General features: G+C 66.1%; 27 protein-coding genes. 12 read left to right on the top strand and 15 right to left on the bottom strand.

The window, feature by feature from the left end; genetic code table 11:
• Positions 1-5 precede the first annotated feature (5 nt).
• From BM133_RS20690 to BM133_RS20680, 3 genes are all read right to left on the bottom strand, one after another.
• Complete coding sequence (locus tag BM133_RS20690; protein WP_093437751.1) at positions 6-1,034, bottom strand: MerR family transcriptional regulator; 1,029 nt, start codon at positions 1,032-1,034, stop codon at positions 6-8.
• Positions 1,035-1,114: 80 nt separating this feature from the next.
• Positions 1,115-1,726, bottom strand: coding sequence for a DUF4329 domain-containing protein (locus BM133_RS20685; RefSeq protein ID WP_177224893.1), 612 nt, complete (start codon positions 1,724-1,726; stop codon positions 1,115-1,117).
• 263 nt (positions 1,727-1,989) lie between these two features.
• Positions 1,990-2,898, bottom strand: coding sequence for an AraC family transcriptional regulator (locus BM133_RS20680; RefSeq protein ID WP_256219288.1), 909 nt, complete (start codon positions 2,896-2,898; stop codon positions 1,990-1,992).
• Positions 2,899-3,088: 190 nt separating this feature from the next.
• Here BM133_RS20680 and BM133_RS20675 point away from each other — a divergent pair, with 190 nt between their 5' ends.
• Entirely contained in the window at positions 3,089-3,925 is an 837-nt protein-coding gene (locus tag BM133_RS20675) for an oxidoreductase (RefSeq protein WP_093437747.1), read from the top strand.
• Positions 3,926-3,968: 43 nt separating this feature from the next.
• On the opposite strand, the gene BM133_RS20670 is transcribed toward BM133_RS20675, so the two are convergent.
• Positions 3,969-6,056: an alpha/beta fold hydrolase gene (locus tag BM133_RS20670; RefSeq protein WP_143100169.1), complete on the bottom strand. Its 2,088-nt coding sequence runs from the start codon at positions 6,054-6,056 to the stop codon at positions 3,969-3,971.
• A 213-nt stretch (positions 6,057-6,269) separates the two neighbouring features.
• On the opposite strand from BM133_RS20670, the gene BM133_RS20665 reads away from it, so the two are divergent.
• Positions 6,270-7,325 carry an AraC family transcriptional regulator gene (locus tag BM133_RS20665; protein WP_256219287.1) on the top strand — a complete coding sequence of 352 codons (1,056 nt, stop codon included), beginning with the start codon at positions 6,270-6,272 and terminating at the stop codon, positions 7,323-7,325.
• Positions 7,326-7,459: 134 nt separating this feature from the next.
• On the opposite strand, the gene BM133_RS20660 is transcribed toward BM133_RS20665, so the two are convergent.
• The 7 genes from BM133_RS20660 to BM133_RS20630 form a co-directional block, all read right to left on the bottom strand.
• A complete protein-coding gene (locus tag BM133_RS20660) occupies positions 7,460-8,632 on the bottom strand; it encodes an ABC transporter substrate-binding protein (protein ID WP_093437744.1) in 1,173 nt (390 codons plus the stop codon).
• Between the two features lie 30 nt (positions 8,633-8,662).
• The gene (locus BM133_RS20655; RefSeq protein ID WP_093437742.1) at positions 8,663-9,370 is read right to left on the bottom strand and encodes an ABC transporter ATP-binding protein; all 708 of its coding nucleotides are present in this window, start codon (positions 9,368-9,370) and stop codon (positions 8,663-8,665) included.
• Entirely contained in the window at positions 9,357-10,121 is a 765-nt protein-coding gene (locus BM133_RS20650; RefSeq protein WP_093437741.1) for an ABC transporter ATP-binding protein, read from the bottom strand. The genes BM133_RS20655 and BM133_RS20650 overlap by 14 nt, the downstream gene beginning before the upstream one ends.
• Complete coding sequence (locus tag BM133_RS20645) at positions 10,114-11,133, bottom strand: branched-chain amino acid ABC transporter permease (RefSeq protein ID WP_093437739.1); 1,020 nt, start codon at positions 11,131-11,133, stop codon at positions 10,114-10,116. The genes BM133_RS20650 and BM133_RS20645 overlap by 8 nt, the downstream gene beginning before the upstream one ends.
• A complete protein-coding gene (locus BM133_RS20640; RefSeq protein ID WP_093437738.1) occupies positions 11,133-11,999 on the bottom strand; it encodes a branched-chain amino acid ABC transporter permease in 867 nt (288 codons plus the stop codon). Before BM133_RS20640 ends, BM133_RS20645 begins: the two co-directional genes overlap by 1 nt.
• Positions 12,000-12,233: 234 nt before the next feature.
• A complete protein-coding gene (locus BM133_RS20635; protein ID WP_093437736.1) occupies positions 12,234-14,207 on the bottom strand; it encodes a DUF6351 family protein in 1,974 nt (657 codons plus the stop codon).
• Entirely contained in the window at positions 14,204-14,434 is a 231-nt protein-coding gene (locus BM133_RS20630) for a hypothetical protein (RefSeq protein WP_093437735.1), read from the bottom strand. The genes BM133_RS20635 and BM133_RS20630 overlap by 4 nt, the downstream gene beginning before the upstream one ends.
• Before the next feature lie 131 nt (positions 14,435-14,565).
• Between BM133_RS20630 and BM133_RS20625 the strand changes: the two genes are divergently transcribed.
• Positions 14,566-15,666 (top strand): AraC family transcriptional regulator, encoded by a 1,101-nt coding sequence (locus BM133_RS20625; RefSeq protein WP_093437734.1) that lies wholly within the window; start codon positions 14,566-14,568, stop codon positions 15,664-15,666.
• A 35-nt stretch (positions 15,667-15,701) separates the two neighbouring features.
• Here BM133_RS20625 and BM133_RS20620 read toward each other — a convergent pair whose 3' ends face one another.
• On the bottom strand, positions 15,702-16,346 hold the full coding sequence (locus BM133_RS20620; protein ID WP_093437732.1) for a GntR family transcriptional regulator: 645 nt from the start codon (positions 16,344-16,346) through the stop codon (positions 15,702-15,704).
• A 391-nt stretch (positions 16,347-16,737) separates the two neighbouring features.
• On the opposite strand from BM133_RS20620, the gene BM133_RS20615 reads away from it, so the two are divergent.
• The 4 genes from BM133_RS20615 to BM133_RS20600 are packed head-to-tail and all read left to right on the top strand — an operon-like array spanning position 16,738 to position 20,653.
• Positions 16,738-17,805 (top strand): TauD/TfdA family dioxygenase, encoded by a 1,068-nt coding sequence (locus BM133_RS20615; protein ID WP_093437731.1) that lies wholly within the window; start codon positions 16,738-16,740, stop codon positions 17,803-17,805.
• A gap of 59 nt (positions 17,806-17,864) precedes the next feature.
• Positions 17,865-18,740 (top strand): ABC transporter substrate-binding protein, encoded by an 876-nt coding sequence (locus BM133_RS20610; RefSeq protein ID WP_093437729.1) that lies wholly within the window; start codon positions 17,865-17,867, stop codon positions 18,738-18,740.
• Between the two features lie 17 nt (positions 18,741-18,757).
• Positions 18,758-19,897, top strand: coding sequence for an amino acid ABC transporter permease (locus BM133_RS20605; RefSeq protein WP_093437727.1), 1,140 nt, complete (start codon positions 18,758-18,760; stop codon positions 19,895-19,897).
• Between the two features lie 12 nt (positions 19,898-19,909).
• On the top strand, positions 19,910-20,653 hold the full coding sequence (locus BM133_RS20600; protein WP_093437726.1) for an amino acid ABC transporter ATP-binding protein: 744 nt from the start codon (positions 19,910-19,912) through the stop codon (positions 20,651-20,653).
• Positions 20,654-20,772: 119 nt separating this feature from the next.
• Here BM133_RS20600 and BM133_RS20595 read toward each other — a convergent pair whose 3' ends face one another.
• Together BM133_RS20595 and BM133_RS20590 are read right to left on the bottom strand one after the other, a co-directional pair.
• Complete coding sequence (locus BM133_RS20595) at positions 20,773-21,981, bottom strand: PrsW family intramembrane metalloprotease (RefSeq protein ID WP_093437724.1); 1,209 nt, start codon at positions 21,979-21,981, stop codon at positions 20,773-20,775.
• Positions 21,978-22,538: a hypothetical protein gene (locus BM133_RS20590; protein WP_093437723.1), complete on the bottom strand. Its 561-nt coding sequence runs from the start codon at positions 22,536-22,538 to the stop codon at positions 21,978-21,980. The genes BM133_RS20595 and BM133_RS20590 overlap by 4 nt, the downstream gene beginning before the upstream one ends.
• Positions 22,539-22,627: 89 nt before the next feature.
• Between BM133_RS20590 and BM133_RS20585 the strand changes: the two genes are divergently transcribed.
• From BM133_RS20585 to BM133_RS20570, 5 genes are all read left to right on the top strand, one after another.
• On the top strand, positions 22,628-23,062 hold the full coding sequence (locus tag BM133_RS20585) for a DUF3806 domain-containing protein (protein ID WP_177224892.1): 435 nt from the start codon (positions 22,628-22,630) through the stop codon (positions 23,060-23,062).
• A complete protein-coding gene (locus BM133_RS34705; protein WP_143100167.1) occupies positions 23,059-23,301 on the top strand; it encodes a hypothetical protein in 243 nt (80 codons plus the stop codon). Before BM133_RS20585 ends, BM133_RS34705 begins: the two co-directional genes overlap by 4 nt.
• A 115-nt stretch (positions 23,302-23,416) precedes the next feature.
• A complete protein-coding gene (locus tag BM133_RS20580; RefSeq protein ID WP_143100166.1) occupies positions 23,417-23,650 on the top strand; it encodes a hypothetical protein in 234 nt (77 codons plus the stop codon).
• A gap of 83 nt (positions 23,651-23,733) precedes the next feature.
• Positions 23,734-24,168: a hypothetical protein gene (locus tag BM133_RS34700; RefSeq protein ID WP_143100165.1), complete on the top strand. Its 435-nt coding sequence runs from the start codon at positions 23,734-23,736 to the stop codon at positions 24,166-24,168.
• Between the two features lie 136 nt (positions 24,169-24,304).
• The gene (locus tag BM133_RS20570) at positions 24,305-24,817 is read left to right on the top strand and encodes a C40 family peptidase (RefSeq protein ID WP_093437716.1); all 513 of its coding nucleotides are present in this window, start codon (positions 24,305-24,307) and stop codon (positions 24,815-24,817) included.
• A 14-nt stretch (positions 24,818-24,831) separates the two neighbouring features.
• Here BM133_RS20570 and kdsA read toward each other — a convergent pair whose 3' ends face one another.
• Entirely contained in the window at positions 24,832-25,677 is an 846-nt protein-coding gene (gene kdsA, locus BM133_RS20565; RefSeq protein ID WP_093437715.1) for a 3-deoxy-8-phosphooctulonate synthase, read from the bottom strand.
• Positions 25,678-25,693: the final 16 nt, after the last annotated feature.

The raw sequence follows: 25,693 nt of genomic DNA, 5'->3' as shown, positions 1-25,693 counted from the left end.
GGACCTCACGCCGCTTGCGATCGCCATGCAATCACACCCTGTGTCCGCGCCCGCACCTCGGGGGAGGCCAGGCAGGTCGCAACAGCCTCGTAGCCCGGCGCTCCAGGGTAAGGCGCGACCCGGCTGGGCGGGCTGTGATTGGCAGGGCAGAGGATGATCGATTCGTCGGGACCCACCGCGCCCAGGTCCAGGATCACGCAGGAGCGCGTCATCAGGAAGAGCGGCCGCGCGTCGGGCCCGCGGCGGCGCAAGTGCGCGATCACGGCTTGCTGGGTGGCAGCGTCCAGTCCCTGTTCCACCATGTCGACGACCACGGCGGCCCGGCCTTCGGCCTCGAGCCCGGCAAGCAGCGCGATCAACGCATCGGACACCGTCGCGCCCTCGTCGACAAGCCATGCCAGGGCCTGTTCGACACGCCGTGCGAGGACCGGGTCGGCGGCGAGTTGCGCTGTCGCACCGTCGCCTTCCAGCCGACCGAGCCCGAGGAATACGGCGGACGGCAGGATCTCGGCCAGCCGCATCGCGAACCGGGTCTTGCCGCTGCCCAACGGGCCGACGATGTAGTTCAGCGGACGGACATCGCGCAGCCTGAACAGCTCGCCACCCCAGGGCCAGGGGAGTTCGAATTCGATGTCGGGTCCCGTGGCCGATGCCAGCAGCTGCGTGAGCGCCTGGGCCGTCGGCGTCCGCCCTCGGGCGAGGTCGGCCCGCAGATGGCGAACCTTCTCGACGGTGCCCGCGAGCTGATGAACGCGACCTTCGAGCGCCGCCTGGTGCGCGGCCAGCGCGGTCTCCAGTGTCTCGGCATCGCCCTGCAGCACACGCGCCACCTGGGCGAGGCTCAGGCCCAGCGCGCGCAGGGCCACGATCTCGGCGCCGCGCGTCATCTCGCCGGGGCCATAGGAGCGCCATCCGGCGGCGTTGCGCGCCGGGTGCACGAGGCCGCGCTGCTCGTAGAGGCGCAGGGCCTTGGCAGAAACGCCGAGCCGCCTTGCGGCCTCGGCGGGGTTCAGGAATCGGGCGGAAGCATTCAAGAATCACCTCGTGGTTTGACCGGACACCGCCTTTATCGAGGCGGCCGCAGGGGCCGGGTCAAGCGGGTTCGAGGTGCACCTTACCGCAGCGGCGCCATCGTGGGCGCCTTGCGGTCCGGCACGCGGGGCTTGGGCTTCACCACGGCTTTTTCCGGCGCGGACGGGGAGAGGAATTCGTACTTCAGGTCCAGCTTGCGCTTGACCTTTTTCCAGTCCGGCACCGGCCCCGTGTCGGAATTGCGCAGGCACTGGCCGGCGATGTAGGTCTTCTGCGTCGAGCGCTCGAACTTCAGGAAGAGGCCCGAGACGCTGCCGATGTAGGCGTCGATCTCCGCGCCGTTCGCCACGCCGATGTCTTCGTCCGAAAATACATCGGGCTGCATCGTCATGCCGGCGCCCATGACGTTGGGATGCGTGTGGAAATACGCCACCGCCACGGCTTCGGCCCCCACCGGCATGCAGCCCTTGTTGCGCAGCCGCAGCCCGGGGCTCACGCTGTTGCGCTCGCCCACGAAGTACGGCGCGACATGAAACTTGTTGTTGAACTTGCAGATGACGCCGCCGAACTCGTTGCGGTTGCCGATCGACTGCACCAGCAGCGCCTGCAGCGCGGCGCGCGCGGCCTCCTCGGGGGTGTCGAAGGGCTGGTCGGGTTCGGGGAAGGGCGGTGGGGTGAAGACGGTGGTAGCCATCGTTCGAGTCTGCCGGGGGCGAGGGCGGTTTGCCATCTGCCGGAGTGGATATGACGGGCGGCCGAAGTGTCGGGGCAACATGGCAAGGCGCCTGTCCATGGGTGTTGGAAGGAGGTCGATCACACCGTCGTCGATGCACGTGTCGTGGATCGACAAGTCTTGCGTCCAGGTCAGCGCCACGCCACGCCATGTTCGTCACAGTGCGCTCCTGGAGCAACGTGAGGTCGCTGGTGCACTGGAGCCCCCGCAAGATATCGCGACGCTCAATGTGATGTCACCCACACTTGCTTGCCCGGCAGAGGCGGCATTGCGAAGCTCGACTTCAGGCGTGCAATCTCCTCGCTCGGGCCGAGTCCGAAGAAGCGCTTGAACTCGCGACTGAACTGCGACGCGCTTTCATATCCCACCTCGATGCTCGCGGCGGACGCCGTCTTCTCGTTTCGCAGCATCAGCAGGCGCGCCTGATGAAGGCGTACCGACTTGAGGTACTGCATGGGAGAACTCTGGGTGATGGTGCGAAAGTGGGCGTGAAACGTGGGGATGCTCATGCCCGCCTCGCGTGCCAGGCGGTCGACGGTGAGGCGATCGCTGAACGTGGTGTGGATGCGCCGCACGGCCTTGGCGATCTTTCCGAACTGGCCCCGGCCGGCGAGCGCCGCGCGCATCGATGCACCTTGCTCGCCGATGAGCACGCGGAAGTAGATCTCGCGCACGATCGCCGGCCCGAGCAACACAGCTTCCACCGGTGAACCCATCGCCTCGAGAAACCGGAGGACGGTCTGCGCCAACGCGTCGTCCATCGGTGTCGAGAACATGCCGGCCGGCGCGCTCGGTGCACTCTCGATGAGTTCATCGACCTGCAATGCAAGACCGGCGAGGACGGTGAGATCGAGGCTGAAGTAGATCGCAAGCAAGGGCGCGTCGGCGCTTGCATCGGTTTCCATGGTGAACGGCACCGGCACGGACACCGCGAGGTAGTGCTGCGCGTCGTAGAGGTAGACCTCGTTCGCCCAGAGTCCGCGCTTGCGGCCCTGGCAAACCACGACGATCCCGGGTTCATAGAGCACGGGGGTCGATGCCAACGGGCGATCGGAGCGAAGAAAGCGCACGTCCGGCAGCGCCGTCAGTGTGTAGCCCTCCTGCGGCGCGAGCCGCTTCAGGAGCGCGACCATGCGGGCCTGCCGCTCCTCGCGGGCGCCGGCTGCGAGATCGGGAGGCGATGCGCGCAATTTCTTCATTCATCGCACTGTGCATCAATACGGGCTGAAGATGAGCGGAAATCAGGTGCCGCTCATAGGAATAGGCAAACCAAACATCGCATCGGGACTGGCGCTCGGCGCCTTCGATTCCGAGAATCGATGCATGAAAAACACCAGGACATTCTTCATCACAGGGGTCAGCAGCGGCTTCGGTCGTGCCATCGCCAATGCCGCACTGCACGCGGGCCATCGCGTCGTCGGGACTGTTCGAAGCGAACAGGCGGCGGCGGAATTCAGAACGCAGACTCGCGAAGGGGCGCATGCGAAGCTGCTCGACGTGACGCAGTTCGACGCCGTCGCACCGCTGGCCGCTGCCGTCGAAGCCGAGCACGGGCCGGTGGACGTCGTGGTCAACAACGCGGGGTACGGCCATGAGGGCATCCTGGAGGAATCGTCGCTCGACGACATGCGCCGCCAGTTCGATGTCAACGTCTTTGGCGCGGTCGCGGTCATGAAGGCGTTCCTGCCGTTCATGCGCCAGCGCCGACGCGGCCATATCGTCAACATCACCTCGATGGGGGGCTACATCACGATGCCCGGCATCAGCTACTACTGCGGCAGCAAGTTCGCCCTGGAAGGGATCTCCGAGACGCTGGCCCAGGAGGTGAAGGGCTTCGGCATCGCGGTCACGGCGGTTGCCCCGGGATCGTTCAGGACAGACTGGGCGGGTCGCTCGATGGTTCGCAGCGCCCGTTCCATCGATGACTACGACAGCCTGTTCGATCCGATCCGGCAATCGCGCGTGGACAAGAGCGGCAAGCAGCTGGGCGATCCCGACAAGGCCGCGGCGGCGATCCTCGCCCTGGTGGACATGCCGCAGCCGCCGCAGCACCTGCTGCTCGGCAGCGACGCGCTCGGGCTGGTCCGCGCCAAGCTGGACGCCACGCAGGCGAGCCTGACGCGCCATGAGGCGCTGACGCGATCGACCGACATGGCTTGACGGGCGCGTGCATCGGTCCCGGCCGATCGACGCGCAAGCATCGTCAGCGCGTGTTGACGACGCCCAGTTCCTTGGGCGACGGCACCGCTGCCAGCTTGCTGCCGGTCCGGGCAAACACCCAGTCCACCAGCGTGTTGGCGACCAGGCTCACCCCCGGCTGGCCGGGCGCCGCTGCACCCGGCGTGCCCGCGAGCGAATCGTCGGCCGAGACGAAATCGGTGTGCTTGTAGTACTGCGACGAGACCACGGGATCCACGCGCGACTTGGCCACTGCCTCCGCGGACTGCACCGTGCCTGTCGATCCGATGTTGGTGTAGTCGGTCACCAGCGGAAAGACGGACGGATTGGTCGGCGACGCAGGGCCCTGGTGGGCGTAGTACAGCGGCACGTTGACGACGCTCTTGTCCACATCGATATGGATGCCCTTGTGGTCGAAGACGAAGGTCGGGCCCGCGCCCACGAACGACATCTCCGCCTCATAGCGCTCCGAGGGATACCAGTTCGCCGTGACGATTTCGCGGGCATCGACGGTCCGCTGGCCGCTGGTGCGGAAGTTGTACGCGATCGGTTGGATGTTGGTCCGGTTCGTGGTCCACGAATAGCCGCGAAGGAACTGGCTGGCCTTGCCGACACCGACCTTGGTCGTGGCCGGGATCGACGAGCCGCCGCCCGCCTCGAGCCAGCCGTACACCTTGGCCGGGTCGATCTGGCCGATGCGCGGCACGCACTTGCCCGAGGGCAGGATGTCGCAATCGGCCTCCGTGCCGACGACCGGCTTGAAGTCGAGCAGCCCCAGGCTTTCGCCCAGGCTCACGATCAGGGAGTCCTGCAGGTTGACGGCCAGCGGCGCCGGTGGCGTCGTGGGGGCCGTGGTCGGGCTGGTGTCGAAGCCCATGCCGGCGCGCGCGACCTGGCTCAGCCGGATCGCGCCGAGAAAGGCGTTGCCGGTGTCCGCGGCGGTGCCGGGGAAGGCGGTCGTGGTGAGCATGCCTGCCTGGCGCGGCGGAAACAGCGATTCCGCCTTCTGGTCTTCGGTCGTGTAGCGCAGGCTCGCCATCTCGCGCGCGCCGACCGCCGGCCCCGATGCCGAATTGGCGCCCGCGGCATCGGTGTAGACCGCGCGCGCGCCGCTGCGCAAGTCATCGATCGCGGTCTTCAGCGTCGTGACCTGCGTGGGGGTGGGCGAGGTGAGGGTCCCGTAGCCGCCGCCGTCCAGCATCACGATGCCGGCGAGGTTCTGCTGGCCGCGCAGGCCATCGGTGCCCAGGCGGCCTGCAAAGACGCTGGTGAAACTGCCGCCCTGCGAATGGCCCGCGAGGAAGACGTTCTTGCTGCCCGACTCCTGCTTGACGAGCGCGATCATGTTCTCGACGTCGCGCGCGTAGGTCTCGAAACCCCAGTCCGCCATGAAACCCAGGTCGCTCTGCAACAGCGGACGCCAGGTGGAGTCCACGGCGCCGACCAGGGTCTTGGGCGACGCGACGGGGAACTTGCCTTGCCCATCCAGCGCGGTCCGCCCATCGGAACCCATGACGGACTTTCCGAAGTAGTAGCTGACGGCGGCTGAAGGGTTCTTGTCGACCAGCGCGTTGCGGGCGCCCAGCGTGTCGGCCAGGTGCGCGCCGCGGCGCTGCACGATCCACACCTCCAGCCGGCAATCGACGGGGGCGGTGCCGTTCACGCAGCCGCCTTTCTTTTCATTGGCCTTCTGCACCAGCTGCGCGGCCAGGTACATCCAGTGGCCCGGCGTGCTGGAGAAGCCGGGCATGACCACCATCACCGCATTGGCGGCCCGCGGCGTCTCGCCGTCCAGGGCCGAACGCACGCGCAGGAAGGTGGCGGCATTGAACTCCTTGGGGGTCTGCAGCACGCTCGGATCGGTGGGCTGGGCGCCGCCTTCGATCTGCACATATTCGCCCACCACATCCGGATAGTCGGGCATGCGCGCCTTGGCGAGCGGATCGACGACGGGGGGATTTGTGACGGGAGGCGGGGAGCCGTTCCCCGAGGGTGGCGGCACGATCACGGGGAATTGCGTGCCCCCTCCGCCTCCGCCGCCGCAGGCCGCGAGTGCGATGGCCACCAGCGCAGCTGCGCCGCTCAGGCGCATCGGCCTTCTTTTCGAATTCATCATCTTGTCTCCGTAGCTGTTTTTATGAGACCGGGACGCCGCGCCTCATGAGAAAGCCGCGTCGCCGGTCGCATCCGGCCACGTGACCGGGTGCTCCTTGATGCTAGGAAGAATGCCTGCCGACGTGTTCCCGCTTCGCGCCAGAGAATTTGCAGATCCCGCCAAACTGCACTACGCTCGCGCGCCGATTCGAGCTTCAGCTGCGGCCCTGCCTTGGACCCCTTCAGCGCGACCCTTCCCACTTCCTACGTCAACGCCTTCGTCGAAGGACTGGCCCTTTCGCATGCGGACCTGAACCTGCTGGTGCGCCGCGCCAGCATTGACGCCCGATTGCTCGCATTGCCCGGCGCGCGGGTGACGCAGGAGCAGTTCGCAACCCTGTTCCAGCTGCTGGTGGCGCACCTGGAGGACGAGATGCCCGGCCTCTATGGCCGGCCGCTGCGCCGGGGCACGCTCAAGATCCTGCTCATCCTCATGCTGGACGCGCCCGACCTGGCGACGGCCATGCGGCGCTGGCAGCAATTCGACCGGGTGCTGCACGACGATTTTTCCTTCGAGGTCCGCCGCGAGGGCGCACTGGCCTCGATCGCCATCAGGCTCTACCCGACCCAGGCGCGCAGTGCGCGGCTCGTGCAGGAACTGCACCTCAAGCTGGTGCACGGCATCGCCTCGTGGATCGTGGGCAAGCGGCTGGGCATCGAGCGGGTCGATTTCGCGTTTCCCCGGCCGCCCGACGCGGCCGAGTACGTCTACATCTTTCCGGGACCGGTCTACTTCGACCAGCCGGCCACGGCGATGTACATCGATGCGGCCTATCTGCAGCAACCGGTGCGAAGCCGCACCCGCTCGGAACTACGCGACTTCCTGCAAGGCGCGCCGCAGAACTGGTTCTTCGTGCCCTTCGACAAGACGCTGCTGAGCCATCGCCTGCGCAGCCACCTGGAGTCGCGCCTGCACGAGAGCAGCAACATCCAGTCGGCGGCGCTGGCCCTCAATTGTTCCGAGCGCACCCTGGCGCGCCATCTCAGCGCGGAGGGAACGACGTTCCAGCAGGTGAAGGACGTGCTGCGCCGCGACATCGCGGTCCAGAAACTGCTCAAGAGCCGCGAGAGCATCGCCGCCATCGCGCGCGCGACGGGCTTCGCCACCGTCAGCGCTTTCCACCGGGCGTTCCGTTCGTGGACGGGAAGCACGCCGCTGGCATACAGGCGCCAGGCGGGCCGCGCGCACCGCGTGGCGGCACCCCAAGGGGTGACGCTCACGCAATGAGCATGTTCATTGCGCGCCACTGTGCGACTGCGCCACGACGCCACTGCGCACCATTGCGCGAGCGGCGAGCGGGTCGATCTCCCGGATGACGCGAGCGCGGTGAGGCGGCCTTTTTCGTCGGCGATCGACGCCCGTTACTTCATCAACTCGCTCAAGCTCACCGGCCTGACCTTCCCGCCATCCACTGTCGCCACCAGCGGGTCGACGATGGTGCCGCCGACGGCGTCCACGCCCTTGAAGGAGCCTGCATTGGTCTTCTCGGGCAGCTGGATGAGCGCATCGCCGATCCTGGCGCGGATGGCCGCGGCGTCGGTGGTCGTGCCGGCCATCTTCATCGCGCCCGCGAGCGCGTGGACCAGCGCGTAGTTGTAGGAAGACTCGGTGGTCGGATCCTTGTCGGCACCGTAGGCCTTGCGATAGGCCGCGGCAAAGGCCTTCGGACCTGCGCGATCGTCGTACGACACCGGCAGCACGCCGATTGCGCCTTCCAGGGGCGCGAGGCCGCCCGTGACCTTGGCCATCTCGTCGAGCTTGGCCTGGTCCATGATGAGGAAGCCGCCCTTGAAGCCCAGCTCGCGCGCCTGCTTGGCGACCAGCGCCGTGGGCTCGGAGGGACCGCCGATGAACAGCACGTCGGGCTTCTCGGCCAGCACGCGGCTCACGCCGCTGTAGAAGTCGGCCGAGCGGTTGTAAGACATGGGGTTGTTCGACACCACGGTGCCGCCGGCCTTGGTCCAGGCCGGTTCGAACAGCGCGCTCCAGTTCTTCGCGTACTCGTGGTCGCCCGGCAGCATGCCGACCTTCTTGCCGTACTTCTTCATCTCGTAGCGGGTGAAGGGCTCGATGTACGAATTGAACGTGGGCGGAATGCGGATGGTGAGCTTGTTGCCGGTCTCGGTGATCTTGGGCGTGCTGGAGTACGCCATCACGATGAACTTCTCCTGCTCGTTGAAAGCCTGCATCGCATAGATGCCGCCCGAGTGCGGCACGAACACGGCCGGCGTCTGGTGTTGCTGCACCAGGCGGCGCGCGTTGATGGCGGCTTCGGCCGGCGCGTACTTGTCGTCGAGCGCCACCAGCTCCAGCTTGACCTTCTTGCCGGCCACCTCCAGGCCCGCCGCGTTGATTTCCTTGATGGCCATCTCCATGCCGTTGACCACGTTCTTGCCATAGAGCGCGGCGCCGCCGCTCAGCGGTCCGGTGAAGCCGATCTTGACGGTCTCCTGTGCAAAGGCCGCGCCTGCGCCGAGCAGCAGGACGGCGAAGGGCAGGGCGGCAAGCCTGCGGCGTGAAAGGGCGGTCTTCATCATTGCGTTGGTCTCCTGGTTGTAGTGGGGTCAGGCCCCGATGTACGCGGCCCGCACGGCCTCGTTGTTGAGCAAGGACTCGCGATCGCCCTCCAGCGCGATGCGCCCGCGTTCGATCACATAGGCGCGATGCGCGATGGCCAGCGCCGAGTAGGCGTTCTGTTCGGCCAGCAGCACGGTCGTGCCCTGCCTGTTGATGCGCTCGATGACCTCGAACACCTGCTTCACCACCAGCGGCGCCAGGCCGAGCGAGGGCTCGTCGAGCAGCAGCACCTTGGGCCGCCCGAGCATCGCGCGGCCGATGGCCACCATCTGCTGCTGGCCGCCCGAGAGCGAGCCGGCCGGGTCGTGCTGCTTCACTTCGAGAATGGGGAAGAGGCTGAACACCTCGTCCAGCGAGCGCTGGATGCCGGCCTTGTCGCGCCGGTGCACATAGGCGCCGAGCGTGAGGTTCTTGCGCACCGACATCATCGGGAACAGCTTGCGCCCCTCAGGGCAATGCACGAGGCCCGCAGCCACGATCTCCGCCGGCCGATGTCCCGCGATCTCGCGCTCGCCCAGGCGGATGCGTCCCGCGCTCGGGCGCTGGATGCCGCTGGCCGCCATGAAGATCGACGTCTTGCCCGCGCCGTTCGCGCCCAGCAGCACGACCAGCTCGCCGGGCTCGGCATGCAGCGTCACGCCGCTCAATGCGCGAAAGCTGCCGTAGTGCAGGTCGACGCCTTCAAACCGCAGCATGGTCGGCTCCCAGGTAGGCTTCGATGACATGCGGGTTGCGGCGTATTTCGGCGGGCGTGCCCTCCGCGATCTTCGCGCCGTTGTTCAGCACGACGATCTTGTCGGCCAGCCGCATGATCATGTCCATCTTGTGTTCGATGAGGCACACGGTCTTGCCGTGGTCCACCAGCTTGCGGATCAGCGCGGCCAGGCCCACGGTCTCCTCGGGGTTCACGCCGCCGGCCGGTTCGTCCAGCAGCATCAGCTCGGGGTCGGTGGCCAGCGCGAGCGCAAAGGCCACGCGCTTGCGTTCTTCCTGCGTGATGTCGGCCGCGATGCGGTGGGCCACGTGCGAGAGGCCCACGAAGTCGAGCGCCTCCTCGGCCTTGTCGCGGCACAGGCGTTCCTCGTCGCGCAGGCGCCGGCTGTTGACGAGCACGTCCCACAGGCCCGAGTGCGTGCGCAGCCGGTGGCCCACGATGAGGTTGTCGAGCACCGTCGCGTTGTCGAACAGGTGGGTGCTCTGGAAGGTGCGCGCGATGCCAAGCCGCGCGATGTGGTCGGGGCGCATGCCGGTCACGTCCTTGCCGTTGAACACGATGCGCCCCGAGCTCGGCTTGTGCGTGCCCGCCACGAGGTTGAAGAAGGTGGTCTTGCCCGCGCCGTTGGGGCCGATGATGGCGCTCACCTGGCCGCGTTCGAAATGCGTGCTCACGCTGTCCACGGCGGTGAGGCCGAAGAACTGCTTGGTCAGGTCGTGGATCTCAAGCATTTGGCTGCGCCTCGGTGGTCGTGGCTTTCGGGGCGGAGGGCGCGGAGGGCGCGGCGGCGCGCTTCGCATCCGCGCGCCGCGCGCGGCGCTTGAGCCAGGTGCCCACGATGCCGTCGGGCAGGAAGATGATCAGCGCGATCAGCACCGGCCCGAACACCACCATGCGGTAGTCCTGCAGGAACTGCAGGCTCTGCGTCAACCACGTCACGAGAAAGGTGCCCACCAGCGGGCCCAGCAGGGTGCCGATGCCGCCCACCAGCACGAACATCACGAGGTCGAAGGTCACGGCCTCGCTCGCCAGGTCGGGCCCGAGAAAGCGCACCTGCCCCGCATAGAGCGCCCCGGCAAAGCCCGCATACACCACCGACAGCACGAACGACAGCGTCTTGGTGCGCATGAGGTCGGTGCCCAGCGCTTCGGCCAGCGCGTCGCTGTTGCGCACGGCCATGAAGCTGCGCCCGAGCAGCGAGCGCACGATGCGCGCCATGACCCAGACGCCCAGCGCCAGGAAGGCCAGCACCAGGTAGTACTGCGACAGCGGCGTGCCGAACTGCAGCGGCCCGATGCCCGTGGGCGCGGGGATGCCCATGATGCCCACCGGCCCGTGCGTGAGGCTTTCCCACTTCTCGATCAGCAGGAACATGATGTAGCTCACGCACAGCGTGAAGATCGAGAAGTAGTGGCCCTTCAACCGCAGCGACAGGATGCCGATGAAGTAGCCCAGCACCGCAGTCACGAGGCCCGCCGCCGCGAACGCGATCCAGAACGGCACCTGATGGTCCACCGTGAGAATGCCCACCGTGTAGGCACCCACCGCCATGAACGCGCCGTGCGCCAGGTTGAACTGCCCCGTGTAGCCGGTGATGAGGTTCAGCCCCAGCGCCGCGATGGCCATGATGAAGGCCTGCGTGGCCACCGAGATCAGGTAGTTGTTCTGCGCGAACAGCGGAAACGCCAGCGCAATGGCCGCGAGCAGCGCCCATCCGGCCTTGCCTTGGAAGAGCCAGCCCATCACCGCGCTCCCTTCGGCGTGAACAGGCCTTGCGGGCGGAACGACAGGATCACCACCAGCAGCACGAAGGCGATGATGTCCTTGTAGTCGGTCGAGAAATAGAAACCGCCGAAGCTCTCGGCCATGCCGATGATCAGCCCGCCCACGATGGCGCCGGGAAAGCTCCCCATGCCCCCCAGGATGATGATCACGAAAGCCTTGGTGATGACCAGGTTGCCCATGGCCGGATACACGAGGTTGATCGGCGCATAGAGCACCGCCGCAATGGCCGCCAGCGCCCCCGAGATCGCGAACACCAGGAGCGTCACGCGCGTCGCATCGATGCCCACCAGCGCCGCGCCGTCGCGGTTCTGCGCCATCGCGATGATGGTCGAGCCCAGCACCGTGTGATTGAGAAAGAGGTGCAGCAATACCATCAGCCCGAACGCTCCCGCGATGATGAGCAGGCGCTGCAACGGCGCCGTGAGCCCGAACACTTCGACGATCTGGCCGTAGGGCGTGGGCATGCGATGGAAGTCCGCGCCGAACATCGCCTGGGCGCCGGCCTCGATGAACAGCAGGATGCCGATGGCGGCGATCATGTCGTGCAGTTCCGGCGCATTGCGCAGCGGATGGAACACCAGCCGCTCGGCCAGCATCGCGATCACCGCGACCACCACGGCGGCGCCCGCCATGGCGAGCCAGTAGTTCAGGCCGAAGGCCGTCATGAGGTAGTAGCCTGCGAACGCGCCTGCCATGTAGAAGGCCCCGTGCGCGAAGTTCGGCACATGCAGGATGCCGTAGACGAGCGTGAGGCCCAGGGCCACCAGGCTGTAGACGCCTCCCACGGTCAGGCCATTGAGCAGTTGCTGAAAGAACAGTTCCACGTCGCTCCTTGTTCGTTGTGCCGTGTTCGGCAGCGCGGAACGATGCCGGCTGCCAAGGCACAGGATTGTGAAAGCCAGCGTGGGATACGTCGACTCAGGTTTGCCCGCACCAGCGCTGTCGCTTCAGCGACTCGACGGTGGTCGCTGAAGCGGCTGCGCTCCGGAGGCGACGCTGCAGCATCACCTCGCGCAAGCGCCATGCCCTCGCGAGAGGGCCGCAAGAACCTCGGGCGCTCAGTTCAGTTCGCCGTACTTCTGGTAGGTGCCCTTGAGCGCAACCTGTCCCACGCCGGGTTTCGACCAGTCGCACACGCCGTCCGGGAACACGGTGTTCAGCCGTGCCCATTGCGTGGGCGTGAACGTGGGCACGTAGTCGGCCGTGACCAGCGGCTTGAGCTGGCACTTGCTGATGTCGTTGGTCGCCGGCGCGCCGGCCTGTTGCCGCGGTTCGCCGTGCAGCGGGTACAGCGCCGAGCAGATGCCGGTGGCGCCGTAGGCCGGCGACTCGTTGAAGCGCGTGCCGTTCACGTCGAAGCAGGCATCGGTCGCCGTGCCCGGCTTGTGGGCGACGACCTTGTCGATCGACAGCGGCGCGGGATCGTCCGTGATGCCGTCGAGCCAGGCGGTCATCACGTCGAGTGACAGCGATGCGAGCGGATAGCCCGTGCGCGGGCCGACCCAGATCACCTGGTTGTCCGTGCGGCCGTTGGCGCGCTGCAGCCGTGCGCGCACCACGAGATCGCGCTCGTGCGAGTGGATGTCACCCGATGCGTCGTTGTAGGTGCGCGAATGCAGGATCGGCACCTGCGCCAGCCCGCCGCCGCCCGAATTGACGAGGCCGCTTTCGTAGGCGCGCTGCAGGGCCAGCGGGTCGCCCACGGTGCGCTTGGGCACCGGGTTGCCGTCCTTGTCGTAGCCGCCCACCTTCTCGTTGAGCAGCACGAACTCTTCGGCGCTGATGGTGCCCTTGTTGACCGCCTCCAGGCCGTACTGCAGGCCCACGTTGTCCAGCGGACTGCGCGCGAAACCGGTGGCCGGGTCGCGGCCCACGATGTTGGTGCGCATGTCGGCGGTGGTGCAGCGCGCGCCCTTGGGGTTGTTGATCGGGTCGTAGACCTTGGTCGTGTCCTTCAGTGCGCAGCCTGCCGCGTTGGTCGCGACGATGGTGTTGACGAAGCTCAGGTCCCAGGCGCGGCAGGTGCCGTTGGTGAAGCCGTCCACAGCCGCGCGCTTGGGGTTGGTCCAGGTCGCCAGGTCGGCCTTGTAGACGTTCTCCAGCAGGCGGCAGTCGGCCACGTGCAGGCTGCCGTCGGGGAAGGTCAGCGACGGTTGCAGGCCGTCCAGCAGGCCCGGGTAGATCTGCGTGATCACCAGCTGCTGGATGGCGCCGCCCGAGCCGCCGCTGCCGGCGGTCCACTTGGGCATGCCGTAGGTCTTCACAAAGAGTTCCTTGAGCATCATCAGCGTCTCGCCCTGCAGCACCGCGTTGCCGCGCTGGCCGTTCACGAGCTCGGTGGAGATCATGTAGGCGAAGCCGCGCGAGAGCTGAAGGTCGGCGAGCGCATCGGTCGCCTGGTTGACGCCCTGGTTGTACTGCGTGCCGGCCCCGCCACCGAAGCTCACGACGAGGCGGTGGTTCCAGCCCGCGCTGGGCTTGTACTTTGCCGGGTCCACGCTGTCGGCCGTGGGCTCGTCGAGCACGGCGATGCGGTAGATCGTGCGCCCGACGGTGCCCGAGTCGACGCGCACGATGTAGGGCACCTTCTTGCCTTCGATGGTCGTGGTCTGCGCCAGGTCCGACGGACGCGACAGCGGATCGGCCAGCGGCTTGAAGCTGCCCGCGGCCGTGCGGTAGAAGTAGTCGAAGCGCCGCGTGGCCGAGCAGTTGGCGTCCAGCGGCGCGCCCATGTTCGACTCGACGGTGCGGCATTCGTAGGGCGCGAGCAGCGGGCCGGCCAGGATCGGCCCGGTCTGCGCGTAGTTGGTCAGCACGAGCCTGGCTTCGGAAGCCGAGCGGCCCTGCGCGCTCGCGGTGACCGACAGCGTGTTCTCACCCTCGGTCAAACCCTTTATCACGCCGCGCAACTTGCCGGTATCGTCGGCACTGAGTTGTTCGGTGACCGTCTTTCCGTTCAGCGCCACCGTCAGCTGCGACGTGCTGCTGCCTTGCGGCGGCTTCACCTCGACCAGTGCGTCGCCGCCGCTCACGTACTGCGGCTGGCGATCGAGGGCTTGTCCAGTTGCGCCGGCGGCGGGTTGTTGTTGCCGCCGCCGCCGCCGAAGATGGGCGGAAAGGCGCTGCCGTTGTCCGAGGAGCCTCCGCAGCCCGCGAGCATTGCCGCGCCGGCGAGGGCGAATGAAAGTAGATGCAGGTGTCGCGAATGCAGCCGCGCATGCGGCTGCGCGATCGATGCCGAATCGAGCGTGTGTTTCATGGTTGTCTCTCAGTTGTTCTAGGAATCGACCCGATGACTCTCTTGCTGCCTCCTCGGGTCGGAGCCGACTCTAGCCAGCGCGTCCCGACCCGTGTTCTCGGATCGCGCCAACTTCGTTTGCATATCGCGCCATGTTGATTGCCACGGCCAAGGAACAGCGAAGCGCGCAGGCTTTCGAGCAGCGGCCGACGCTGCCCATCTCCTACGTGCAGAGCTTCCTGCACGGCCTTGCGCTCGAGGGCGACACGCTGCAGCGGCTGCTGCGCCAGGCCACCATCTCGCCCGCGCTGCTGGCGCAGCCCGCAGGCCGTGTGACCGAGGAGCAGTTCTCGCAGCTGTTCCGCGGCGTCGCGCTGGAACTGGACGACGAGATGCCCGGCCTCTATGCGCGGCCGCTGCGCTGCGGCACGCTGAAGATACTGAGCATCCTCATGCTCGATGCACCCAACCTGCACACCGCGCTGCGGCGCTGGGCGCAGTTCAACCACGTGCTGGACGACGGCTCGCGATTCACCGTGCGCCGCGACGAGCGCCATGCATGGGTGCGCGTGGACGCCTATCCGCCCAGGAGCCGCAGCGCGCGCCTGGTGCAGGAGCTGCACCTGAAGCTGGTGCACGGCATGTGCTCATGGGTGATCGGCGCGCGCATCGAACTGGCGCGCATCGACTTCAGCTTTGCGCGGCCGCACGACGCGGCCGACTATCTCTTCATGTTTCCGGGCCCGGTGCATTTCGACCAGCCGCACACCGCGATGGCCTTCGACCTCAGGTACCTCGAGCGGCCGGTGCAACCGCACTCCAAGCTGGAGCTGCGCAGGTTCCTGATGCGCGCGCCGCTGGACTGGCTCTTCGTGCCGGTGGGGCAGAGCAGCACGACGCAGCGCGTGCGCACCTTCCTGGAAGCGAACCTCGGATTCGACAGCGACATCGCGCATGTGGCCGCGGCCTTCGGACTTTCGGCGCGCACGCTGGTGCGCCATCTGCAGGCCGAGGGCATGAAGTTCCAGGACATCAAGGACGCGCTGCGGCGCGACATCGCGATCTCGCGCCTGACGCGAGGCACCGAGCCGCTGATCGCCATCGCCGTCGACCTGGGCTTCTCGAGCGTGGCGGCTTTTCACCGCGCCTTTCGCAGTTGGACCGGCGGCACGCCCGGCGACTACCGTGATCGCGAGGCGATCGCGGCGTCGCGCGAATTGCCGGAGGCCTTGCAGCAGGCCGGGACACGGTGATCGATGGCGTGGGCGCGTCGATGCGACGCTTGCCGTCACGGTCCGGCCAACGCCGCCTGCGTGTGCTCGATGTGCTTCTCCAGCAATTCCACCGCGAGGGGGATGTCTTTCGCGATGCAGGCCTTCAGGATCTGAGTGTGTTCGACCTGCGATGACTTGCGCCCCACCTTGTGCGACTGCAAGGCCCGCAGGTGCCGGGCGATGCCTCGCACGCTCTCCTCGATCATCTTGAGCAGTTTGTCGCGCCCACAGGGGCGGTAGAGCGTCAAGTGGAATTCGAGATTCAGATCGGCCCACTCCTGCGGCGATTCGCTGCCTGCGTAGCGCGCGATGATTTCCCTGGCGGCGCGGTGATTGGCGGGGCGCAGGTGCGGGATCGCCAGCTTGAGCGCTCTCGTTTCCAGCGCGATCCGGATGTCCAGCGCCTCGATCAGGTCCTTGATCGACTGCGATGCAACGGTCGATCCCTGGTGGGCGCGGTGTTCGATGAGGCCTTCGGCCTCCAGGCGCTTGAGTGCCTCGCGAACGGGGATGCGGCTGACACCGAAGCGCTCGGCCAGCGCCTGCTGCTTCAACTGCACGCCGATCCCCAGTTCACCGCTCAGGATGAGTTGCCGCAAGGATTCCGTGACGGAATCGGCCGAGAGGATCTGATCGCCGATCGGTGCCTGGGCCACCATTCGAACTCCCTTGTTGTCTTCACCATGAACTGCGCGGAATTCTACGGAAGATCCAATTGCGGATCCGTCGTTCGGAGGAGGGCAGAGGTCCACAGCGCAGCGGCTCCCCTCGATGCAGCGTCAAGGAACGGGTAAACAGATCCTTGATTGGATCCAATCTGGAACGCTTCTTGCTCGATACCTTCTTGAAGGCGAGGGCGAAAGCAAAGGCTACGAAATCGTGCGTTGTGCCCCATATTGGATCCAATGTTGGATTTTTTCATGGAGCCATTCGGTAGGTGTTTGCCCTCGATTGACCCCGCCCCGGTTGCGGCGGGCGCGACTAGCTGCCTAACATCGGCGCCTGTCTATACATCGATAGACAAAGCCCAATCATCTTTCTGGAGAGTTCATGTCCGAGTCGAGTTATCTGAACGGCACTTGCGTTTGGTCTGGTGCTGAGATGGGCCAAAACCATCGATGGGTCAAACAGTTTCCCTCGATCGTCCTGGCGCAAATCGATACAGCGTTGCAGAAGACGGAGGGGCTCGATTGGCGCAGGATCGATCGCCAGAACTTCCCGCTGCCCGATGCCACCGCGTTCTTCGACGAGGTTCGCGAAGAGCTGGAAAACGGCTCCGGCATGGTCAAGGTCCGCGGCCTCGACGTGAGCCGCTACCACCAGGAGCAGCTGCGCCGGCTCTGGTATGCCTTCGGTGCCCATCTGGGCACGCCGATGTTCCAGAACTACCGCGGCGAGGTCATGCGCGAGATCAAGGACGAGGGAATGGGCGTCGGTGCGAAGCTCTATGGGGCGACCGTCGACGAGCATGGCAAGCAGTTCCTGTCGTCCGGTGCCCGCACGTTGTCGCCGGGACAGCTGCGTTTTCATACCGATCGCTGCGACGTGGTCGGGCTGCTGTGTGTCCGCCAGGCCTCCGAAGGCGGCGTCAGCAAGCTCGCCAGCAGCGCGACCGTCTACAACAGGATCCTGGAGCGCCGGCCCGATCTGCATGCCCTTCTTTGCAAACCGATTCCCCGCAGCCGGTTCGGCGAGGAGGCCGGTGGCGAACATGTGGCCTACGATCTTCCGATCTTCGGCGTGCGGGACGGCAAGCTCACGAGCCACTTCTCGCTCACCTACATCGAGAACGCGCAGATGCTGCCCGGTGTCCGCAAGCTGAGCGATGCCGAGTGGGAAGCCATCCACCTGCTGATGGACGTCGCCGAAGCAGAGTGCTTCGAGATGCGCTTTGCGCCCGGCGACATTCAGCTGCTGAACAACCACGTCGTCTATCACGGCCGCACGGCTTTCAAGGACAACGTGCAGACCGGCGAGGACCGGATGCTCATGCGGCTGTGGCTCTCGGTGCCCAACTCCCGCGCGCTGCCCGGCGACCATGCCGTGCTGTGGGGCGATGTCGCCTCGGGCAAGCCGCACGGCGGGATCGCGCAACCCGCGGCGGCGCTGCCTGCCTGAATGAAGCAGGGCATCGAAGCCGCCGCCTCTCAATTCCAATCAACCAACGGAGCCCCGACATGAAATTCCACAAGCGCAAGCAAGCAACTTCCAACGCACGGCCGATCTCCTCGGTACTTGCCGCACTCATCGTGAGCGCCGTGTCGTGCACCGCCTTTGCGGCACCGGACTACGGCAAATGCGAAGTCACGGGTCAGCGCGGATCGGTGAAGCTGGAAACGGTGGTCCCGGGCGCGCTTTCCGTGCGACCCGTGCTGCCCTCTCCGGGGTGGTGGAACGGGGACTCGATCGACACGATCAAGGACGGGTTCGAGTACTGCATGGCCGCCAACATGGCGTACCGCGCGGGCCTGGATCGCGTGGTGGTGGTGAACCGCTCGTTCGCGCAGATCCTCACCGGACAGGCCCAGGGCTTCGACATCGCGTTGAGCCAGATCACCATCACCGACGAGCGAAAGAAGGTGGTGAACTTCACCGACCCGTACTTCAGCTCGGACCAGGGGATTCTCGTGAAAGCCGGTGTCAAGGCCGACAAGGAGAGCATCAAGAAGATGCGTCTCGGCGTGAAGCAGGGGACCACCATCCTCGGCTACCTTGCGGACAACGTCAAACCCGTGGAACAGCCCAAGGTCTTTGCCGAGGCGGCCGCGATGTACGCGGCACTGGCCGCCGGCCAGGTCGATGCCGTCCTGTACGACACGCCCAATCTGCTGGCCCGCGCCAAGCAATCCAACGGGATGTTCGAGGTCGTCGGCCGCTACGACACGGGTGAGCGCTGGGGTGGCCTCGTCAACAGGGATTCGGTGAACATGCCGACCTTCAACAAGTTGATCGAGGAGATGAAGCGCGACGGCACGTTCGCGAGACTGGCGAACCAGTACCTGACGCCCACGCTCGGTGCCGATCCCACCAAAGTGCCTGTCTTCAACCCCTGAGACCCGAGACCCCGACCATGAACAGTGCACCGCAGCAGTCCGCCGGAATGCCTTCTCCAGTCGCGGGGCAGGAGCGCCGCCTGAACATCGGAGGCATGCCGAAAGTGCCGCTGGTGCTCTTTGCCTTTGCACTGGTGGGCGTGCTTCTGGTCGTCGCGGCCAGCTGGTACACCCTCCAGTCCCTGCGTGAAGCCTTGAGGGGCAGCGCCTGGGATGGCTGGTGGACATCGGCAGGGGCAGGGGCCCTGGCGATCGCGTCGCTCGGCGTGGTCTGGCCACTGGTGCGCGCGTTCCATCGCTGCCGGGGCGTTCGGGCGGCGGCGCGCCGCATGGATGTCGTGGCGGCGCGCATCGAGAGATCCGATGCCTGCGTGCAGAGCTGGATTGCGCTGGGCTATACGCTGGCGCAATTCATCGTGGTGCTGGGCTTTCAGTTCCTGCTGGCCAACAACCAGGCGGTCGCCAAGACCTTCTTCCTGGTGCCGTTGATCGTCAAGACATTCCCGCTGGTCCTGGATGCGTTCTGGGTCAACGTGAAGATCTTCCTGATCGCGGAGGTCCTCGTGCTGGTCTGGGGCTTGATCGTGGCGCTGGCGATGTTCGCTCCCGGGGCGGCCGGAAAGCCCTTGCGCTTCATCGCCACCGCCTACGTGGACGTGTTCCGGTCGATCCCGGCTGTGCTGGTGATCTACCTCGTCGGCTTCGGCCTTCCCTTGACGGGCGTGCCCATCCTGAAGGACCTGTCCCTCACGACCTATGTGGTGGTCGCGTTGACGCTGACCGTGGGTGCCTACGTCGCCGAAATCTATCGCGCGGGGATCCAGAGCGTTCACTGGAGCCAGACGGCCGCTTCCCGGTCGCTGGGGCTGTCGCACATGCAGACGCTCCGGTTCGTGGTGGTGCCCCAGGGCGTGCGCCAGATCATTCCGCCGCTTCTCAATGCGTTCATCGCGCTGCAGAAGGACACCGCGCTGGTCAACGTGGTCGGGGTCGTCGACTCGTTCAATCAATCGATGATCGTTGCCTCGAACTACTACAACCTGTCCGCCGCGACCACCGTCGCGCTGCTCTTCATCGTCATTTCCATCCCGCAGACGCGCTTCGTGGAGCGCATGGCCCGCCGCGACCGCGCCCGCATGCGGGCGGGCAACGCTTAACAAAGTTTCAACATGTCCTTTATCGAGATCCGGGAAATTTCGAAGTCGTATGGCGACCTGCCGGTGCTCAACCGGTTGGCGATGTCGGTCGAAGAGCATCAGGTGGTCAGCCTCATCGGCCCGTCGGGGTCGGGGAAGTCGACGCTGCTGCGTTGCATCAACGGCCTGGAGCCCATCGATTCGGGAGAGATACGGGTGCACGGCGACCGCATCACGGGGCCGGGTGTCGACGTCAACGCCCTGCGCCGCGACATCGGCATCGTTTTCCAGGGCTACAACCTGTTCCCGCACATGACCGTGCTGCAGAACGTGACGCTCGCGCCGATCCAGGTCCTGAAGCAGCCGAGGGCCGAGGCCGAAGACCGCGCCATGGAATTGCTCAAGCGCTTCAGCCTCGCGCACAAGGCGAAGGAATATCCCGATCGCATGTCGGGAGGCCAGCAGCAGCGCGTCGCGATCGTCCGCGCACTGGCCATGGACCCCATGGTCCTGCTGCTCGATGAAATCACCTCCGCGCTGGATCCCGAACTGGTGTCCGAAGTGCTCAACATCGTGCGCGACCTGGCGAACGAAGGCATGACCATGCTGCTGGCAACCCACGAAATGGGTTTTGCGCGGGAGGTTTCGTCGAAGGTGTGTTTCCTGTGCGATGGGGTCGTCTGCGAGGAGGGGCCTCCGGAACAGATCTTCGCCGAGCCGCAGCGGGACCGGACCCGTTCGTTCCTGCGCAGCATCCGGGAGGCAAAGCGCATCTAGCGCGAACGATCGTGGCGATCGCCGGCTGCATGGCGATGGTCAACAAGTTTCTTGATGGCCGATGAGGAAGAAAAGAGGCGTCGAACGATGACTTCGTGCGGATCGCATCTTCACCGTCTTCATGGCGGCGTTGCTGCGATGAGCGGCTCCAGCTCGGCCCGCAGCCGCCGGATCGCCACCTCGTGCCGCAGCGTCTGCGCCCCGCGCCCGTACGTCATCGCCTTGCGCACCAGCCGCAATTGCTCGCGCTGCAGCTGCGTCTTCAGCCATCTCGCGCGCAGGCCGAAGGTCCAGCCCATCTCGCGGCGGACCTTGTAGCGCTGCAGCGGTGCGCCAAGGCGCACCCATTCGTCGTCGCGGATCAGTTCGCGCTCGGGCACGAAGTAGGCCGCCAGCGCATGCAGGTACGCGCCGTCCTCGCGCGCGGCCACCCGCCAGAAGAGCCCGGCCGCGATCATCGCGGGGATGCCCTTGACGAGAAGCATCACGGCCATCTCGCCGTAGCCGCCGTCGAAGAGGTCTTCCAGCCACGGCGAGTTCCAGATGAAGTGCATGGCCCACGCGAGCGCGAAGCACAGGAAGGCCACGGCGATCCGCGTCGCCTTCGATCGCTCCGGGTGCAGCAGGAACCACGCGACGCCGAAGGACGCGATCGTGGTGTAGGCCGCGTGGCTCCACAGGCCGCTCAGCAGCCCGCGCGTGAACAGGTTCAGGAACACCGGAACCACCTGGTTCTCGAGCGGAAAGTGCATCGACGCGTTGACGGTGTACGTGAGGTTCTCGACCACCTGGAAGCCCAGCCCCGCCATCGCGCCCACGATCAGCACCGAGAGGTAGGTCTGGAACTGGTTGCGCGCGACCAGCACCAGCAGGATGACGCCCGCGAGCTTCAGGAACTCCTCGGTGATCGGCCCCGCGATGGCCGGCCCCCAGACGGCCACGAAGTCCGGCGACACCAGCTTCGCGCACAGGCCCTGGATGGCGATGTTGGCCGGCGCGGCGAAATACACCGCACCCAGGCCTCCCCATGCGAAGGCCAGCACGAAGGCCTCGGGCGGGTGCTGCTCGAGCAGGTCGAGCGTTCGAAAGACCAGAACAAAGATCAGCGTGTACACGCCCCACACCAGGAGCCCCAGCAACGCGGTGACGGGCACCACGCGGAACCCCATCGAGAACATGTTGACCGTGTAGAAGAGTCCGTTGACGATCATCGCCGCCAGCAGCCAGAACGCTGCGCGTTGCGGTTGGAAGAACGAGTCGGTGCCCACCGGCCACTCGCCGCGGTCCTGCTCGGGGCCGGCGAGGGCCCCGGGGCTTTCTGCGCTCATGGCGAGGCCTCCAGGTCCATGGACTCCAGCATGCCGCGGGCCTCGGCCATCGCTTCGTTCAAGCCGTCGCTGGCGCCGTAGAAATCGATCTGCACGAGCGACTTGCGCTGCAGGTCCACCACCTGCCAGAAGCGGCCGGCGAGCTTGGATCCGTAGTACGCGAAGGTCTTGCCCTGCAGGCCCCACGGCGTGACGAAATCGGAGACGTCGCCGTCGATCTCCAGGTGCTGGCCCCGCTCCATGAGCCGCTGCTGGCGCACCAGCGGTCCGTCCGGCCCACCCACCCAGGGACCGGTGGTGACCAGGAACTTGTGGCCGCCCTTGAAGAGCATCAGCGACCTGCCTGCCCTGGAGCGGGCCACGTCCATCTCCCATCCGTCGGCGGGCTCGAACCGGGCATGGCCGACGGACACGGTCTGCCCCGCGGGCAAGGGGCGCGCGCCGGGCGTGCGGTTGTTCCAGAAGGTCAGGCCGCCCACGTAGAAGGCGATGGCCAGGAGTACCGCGAGTGCGCCTGGCCAGGTGCGGTACGGGATGCGGCGTGACGGCTCGGGCATGCGTCGATCGTGCCATACGATGCCGGCGACCCGGCCGCGACTTCATGGCAAAGTGCCGGCCATCCCATCGAGTCAAAAGTACGCACGCCATGGAACAAAAGATCGAAGCGCCCACCCCTGCCGAACTTCATGCCATCGCGCACCAGTTGATGCATGCGGCAGAACTGGTGTCCGAGGCGACGGGCCTGGCGTTGTCGGGAACGACGGCCGACCTGGCGGCGCTGCAGAAGGTCGTCGATTCGAAGATCGTCGAGCCGGAGGCCACGTATTCGCTGCAGGCGCTGGGCCTGGCGTTCGGCAAGGTCTTCATCCAAACGCAGGCGCACTGGGACTGGTGGATGGTCGAAGACGAGTACGGCAGGGACCCTGCGATCCGCTACAAGCAGACGACGCTGTTGCTGTTTCCCAAGACGATGCTTTCCAAGCGGATCGAGGACGGGGAGCAGGTCGATGTGGCCGAGATCTTCAAGGGGTTGCAGGAGACGGTGCGTGAGGTGCTGGCGGAGCATTACCCGGGCGCGTGACGACCGCCGATCACGCGCGGGAATTTGCCTCGCGGAACAAGAAAAAGGAAGTGCCTGTGAATGCTCCGACCGAAATAAAGGCGGCAATCGCCTTGTCGACTGCGGTTTTTGTGGTCGAGGCTTTTCAGTACGTATGGAGCGTGGCGTCGAGCAGCGAAGCGCGTACGGATTCGGATCTTGGCTGCTTTGGGTGGTCTACCCGCAACGGCTCGGAAACTATTCCGCTTGGAACTGGTTGATGACTGCGACACTTTGCTTCATGGAGCTTCTGGCCCTGGTCCTGTTGTTCCGAGGCAGGGGCGGCGCCTGGTATTCATCGGCAACCGGAAATGCCGACTCGAACATTGGACACTCATGACAAGCAAGCACTTCATCCCACTCGGTCTTCGTGTCATGCTCGGTTTTGGCGTCTTCGTGGCGTTGGCTTCGGCCATCATGTACGGCGCCAGCTTGCTGCCGTCACCTGAGCAAGGTTGTCGTGAGCACTGCGCCGTGCTGGGGAAAAGCGGAACCATGGTCCCGATCTATCGCTGGGAGCAAACGGCCGGCATGCATGGCACCGGGCCGGCTGAATGCAAGTGTTCGTAGTTCTTTGGTTTCATGTCAAGGCGGCTTCGCGGCAAACCTGTCGAGTGAGCTGGCCACGTCGATACAAAGGGGCTCAATCTCGTATGCGCGCTTCTCGAATCTTTGCTGTCCCCGTGATTGCCTGCCTTGCGGGCGCAATTGCCGCCGGAGGATGCAGCCGCAGCGAAGCGCCTTCCGCTCAAGCTGCCCCCGGCGGCTCGACCGTCAGCATCACGAACATCGCACCGAGCACCAGCGAAGTTCTGAGTGTCGGGCAATCGGTGCATCTGAAGGTCAGCGTGGCCTATGCATTGACTGCCGACTCCGGAACGCTGGGACTTGTAATCCAAGACGCAAACAACGCCCCTATCGCGCAATCGCTCGACGTTGTTCTCAAGGGCAGCGCCAGCCAAGTGTTGGAAGCGGATTTCATGGTTCCCGACACGAGGGCGATTCATGTCTTTGTTCCGCTGTCGGCCCAGGGTCAAGCGGCAACTTCTACGGTGACCAGTCGCGCCTTCAAGGTAGTGCCCAGGTAGTTGCAAGACCCTCCTGGTGTCGTGCAGAGCGTGCCAACTGGATCATCCACGTGAGCATCGCTAACGCCACGATGCGCCGCGCTCGCCCGCCGGGCCGCTAAAGTCCATGCACGTCCACAAGACCCGCCATCACCCCATGCCCGACACCACCGTGCCAACGCAACGCTCCCGCATGCCGCTGTTTCGACTGCTCCCGCTGGGCGTCTTCCTGCTGATGGTCGGTTGCGCGAGCCCACCCACGCCGCAGCGGCCGCCCGTCTCCAGCATCCCGCCGCTCACGGCCGAGCAATCGAACAGCATCACGATCCATGCGCTGGGGCTCGTGGGCACGCCGTACCGCTATGGCGGCAACACACCCGAGGGCGGCTTCGATTGCAGCGGGCTCATCGGCTATGTGTACCGCAGCAGCCTGGGGCAGGTGCCGCCGCGCACGGTGGCGCGCATGGCGTCGTTCGGCCGGCCGGTGGCGATGTCCGAGATCCGTTCCGGCGACCTCGTGCTCTTCGGCAATGCCGCGCCGTCGCACGCAGGCATCTACGTGGGCGACGGGCGCTTCGTGCATGCGCCATCGACGGGCGGCGAGGTGCGGCTCGACCGGCTCGATGGCGTGTACTGGTCGCGCCAGCCGATGCAGGCGCGCCGGCCCTGAGCCGCTGAAGCCGGCTAGATATCCAGCACCGGGAACGACTTCACCAGGTCGTCCAGTGCCTTGAGTTGCGCGAGCAGCGGTTCGAGTTGCGCCAGCGGCAGCGCGCTCGGGCCGTCGCACTTGGCCTGTGCCGGGTCCGGATGCGCTTCGAGAAAGAGACCGGCCAGGCCGACGGCCATGCCGGCACGCGCCAGGTCCACCAACTGCTCGCGCCGGCCACCGGACGCGGCGGCGCCGGCCTCGCGCTGCTGCAGTGCATGGGTCACATCGAAGATGACGGGCAGGTCTTGCGACACCTTCTTCATCACGCCGAAGCCCAGCATGTCGACCACCAGGTTGTCGTAGCCAAAGCAGGTGCCCCGGTCGCACAGGATGATCTGCCCGTTGCCGGCTTCCCTGCATTTCTCGACGATGTTCAGCACCTGCGTCGGGCTCAGGAACTGCGGCTTCTTGATGTTGATGACGCGGCCGGTCCTGGCGAGCGCCACCACCAGGTCGGTCTGCCGCGCCAGGAAGGCGGGCAACTGCAGCACATCGACCACCTCGGCGACCGGGGCCGCCTGCCAGGGTTCGTGCACGTCGGTCAGCAGCGGCACGCCGAACTCGGTCTTGACCTCTTGCAGGATCTTCAGGCCCTCGTCCAGGCCCGGGCCGCGGTACGAATGGATCGACGAGCGGTTGGCCTTGTCGAAGCTGCCCTTGAAGACATAGGGAATGCCCAGCTTGCCGGCAACGCGCACGAACTCGGCCGCGGTGCGCAGGGCCAGGTCGCGTGACTCGAGGACGTTGACGCCGCCGAACAGCACGAAGGCGCCGTCGTTGCGAACGTTGATCTGGGGATGGATGGTGACGGTGGACATGGGGCGAGCTTTCTCT

Origin of the sequence: Variovorax sp. 770b2 (assembly GCF_900115685.1) — a bacterium.
In the GTDB taxonomy this organism is placed as follows: Bacteria; Pseudomonadota; Gammaproteobacteria; order Burkholderiales; family Burkholderiaceae_C; genus Variovorax.
This window is presented reverse-complemented; position numbering and strand designations above follow the sequence as displayed.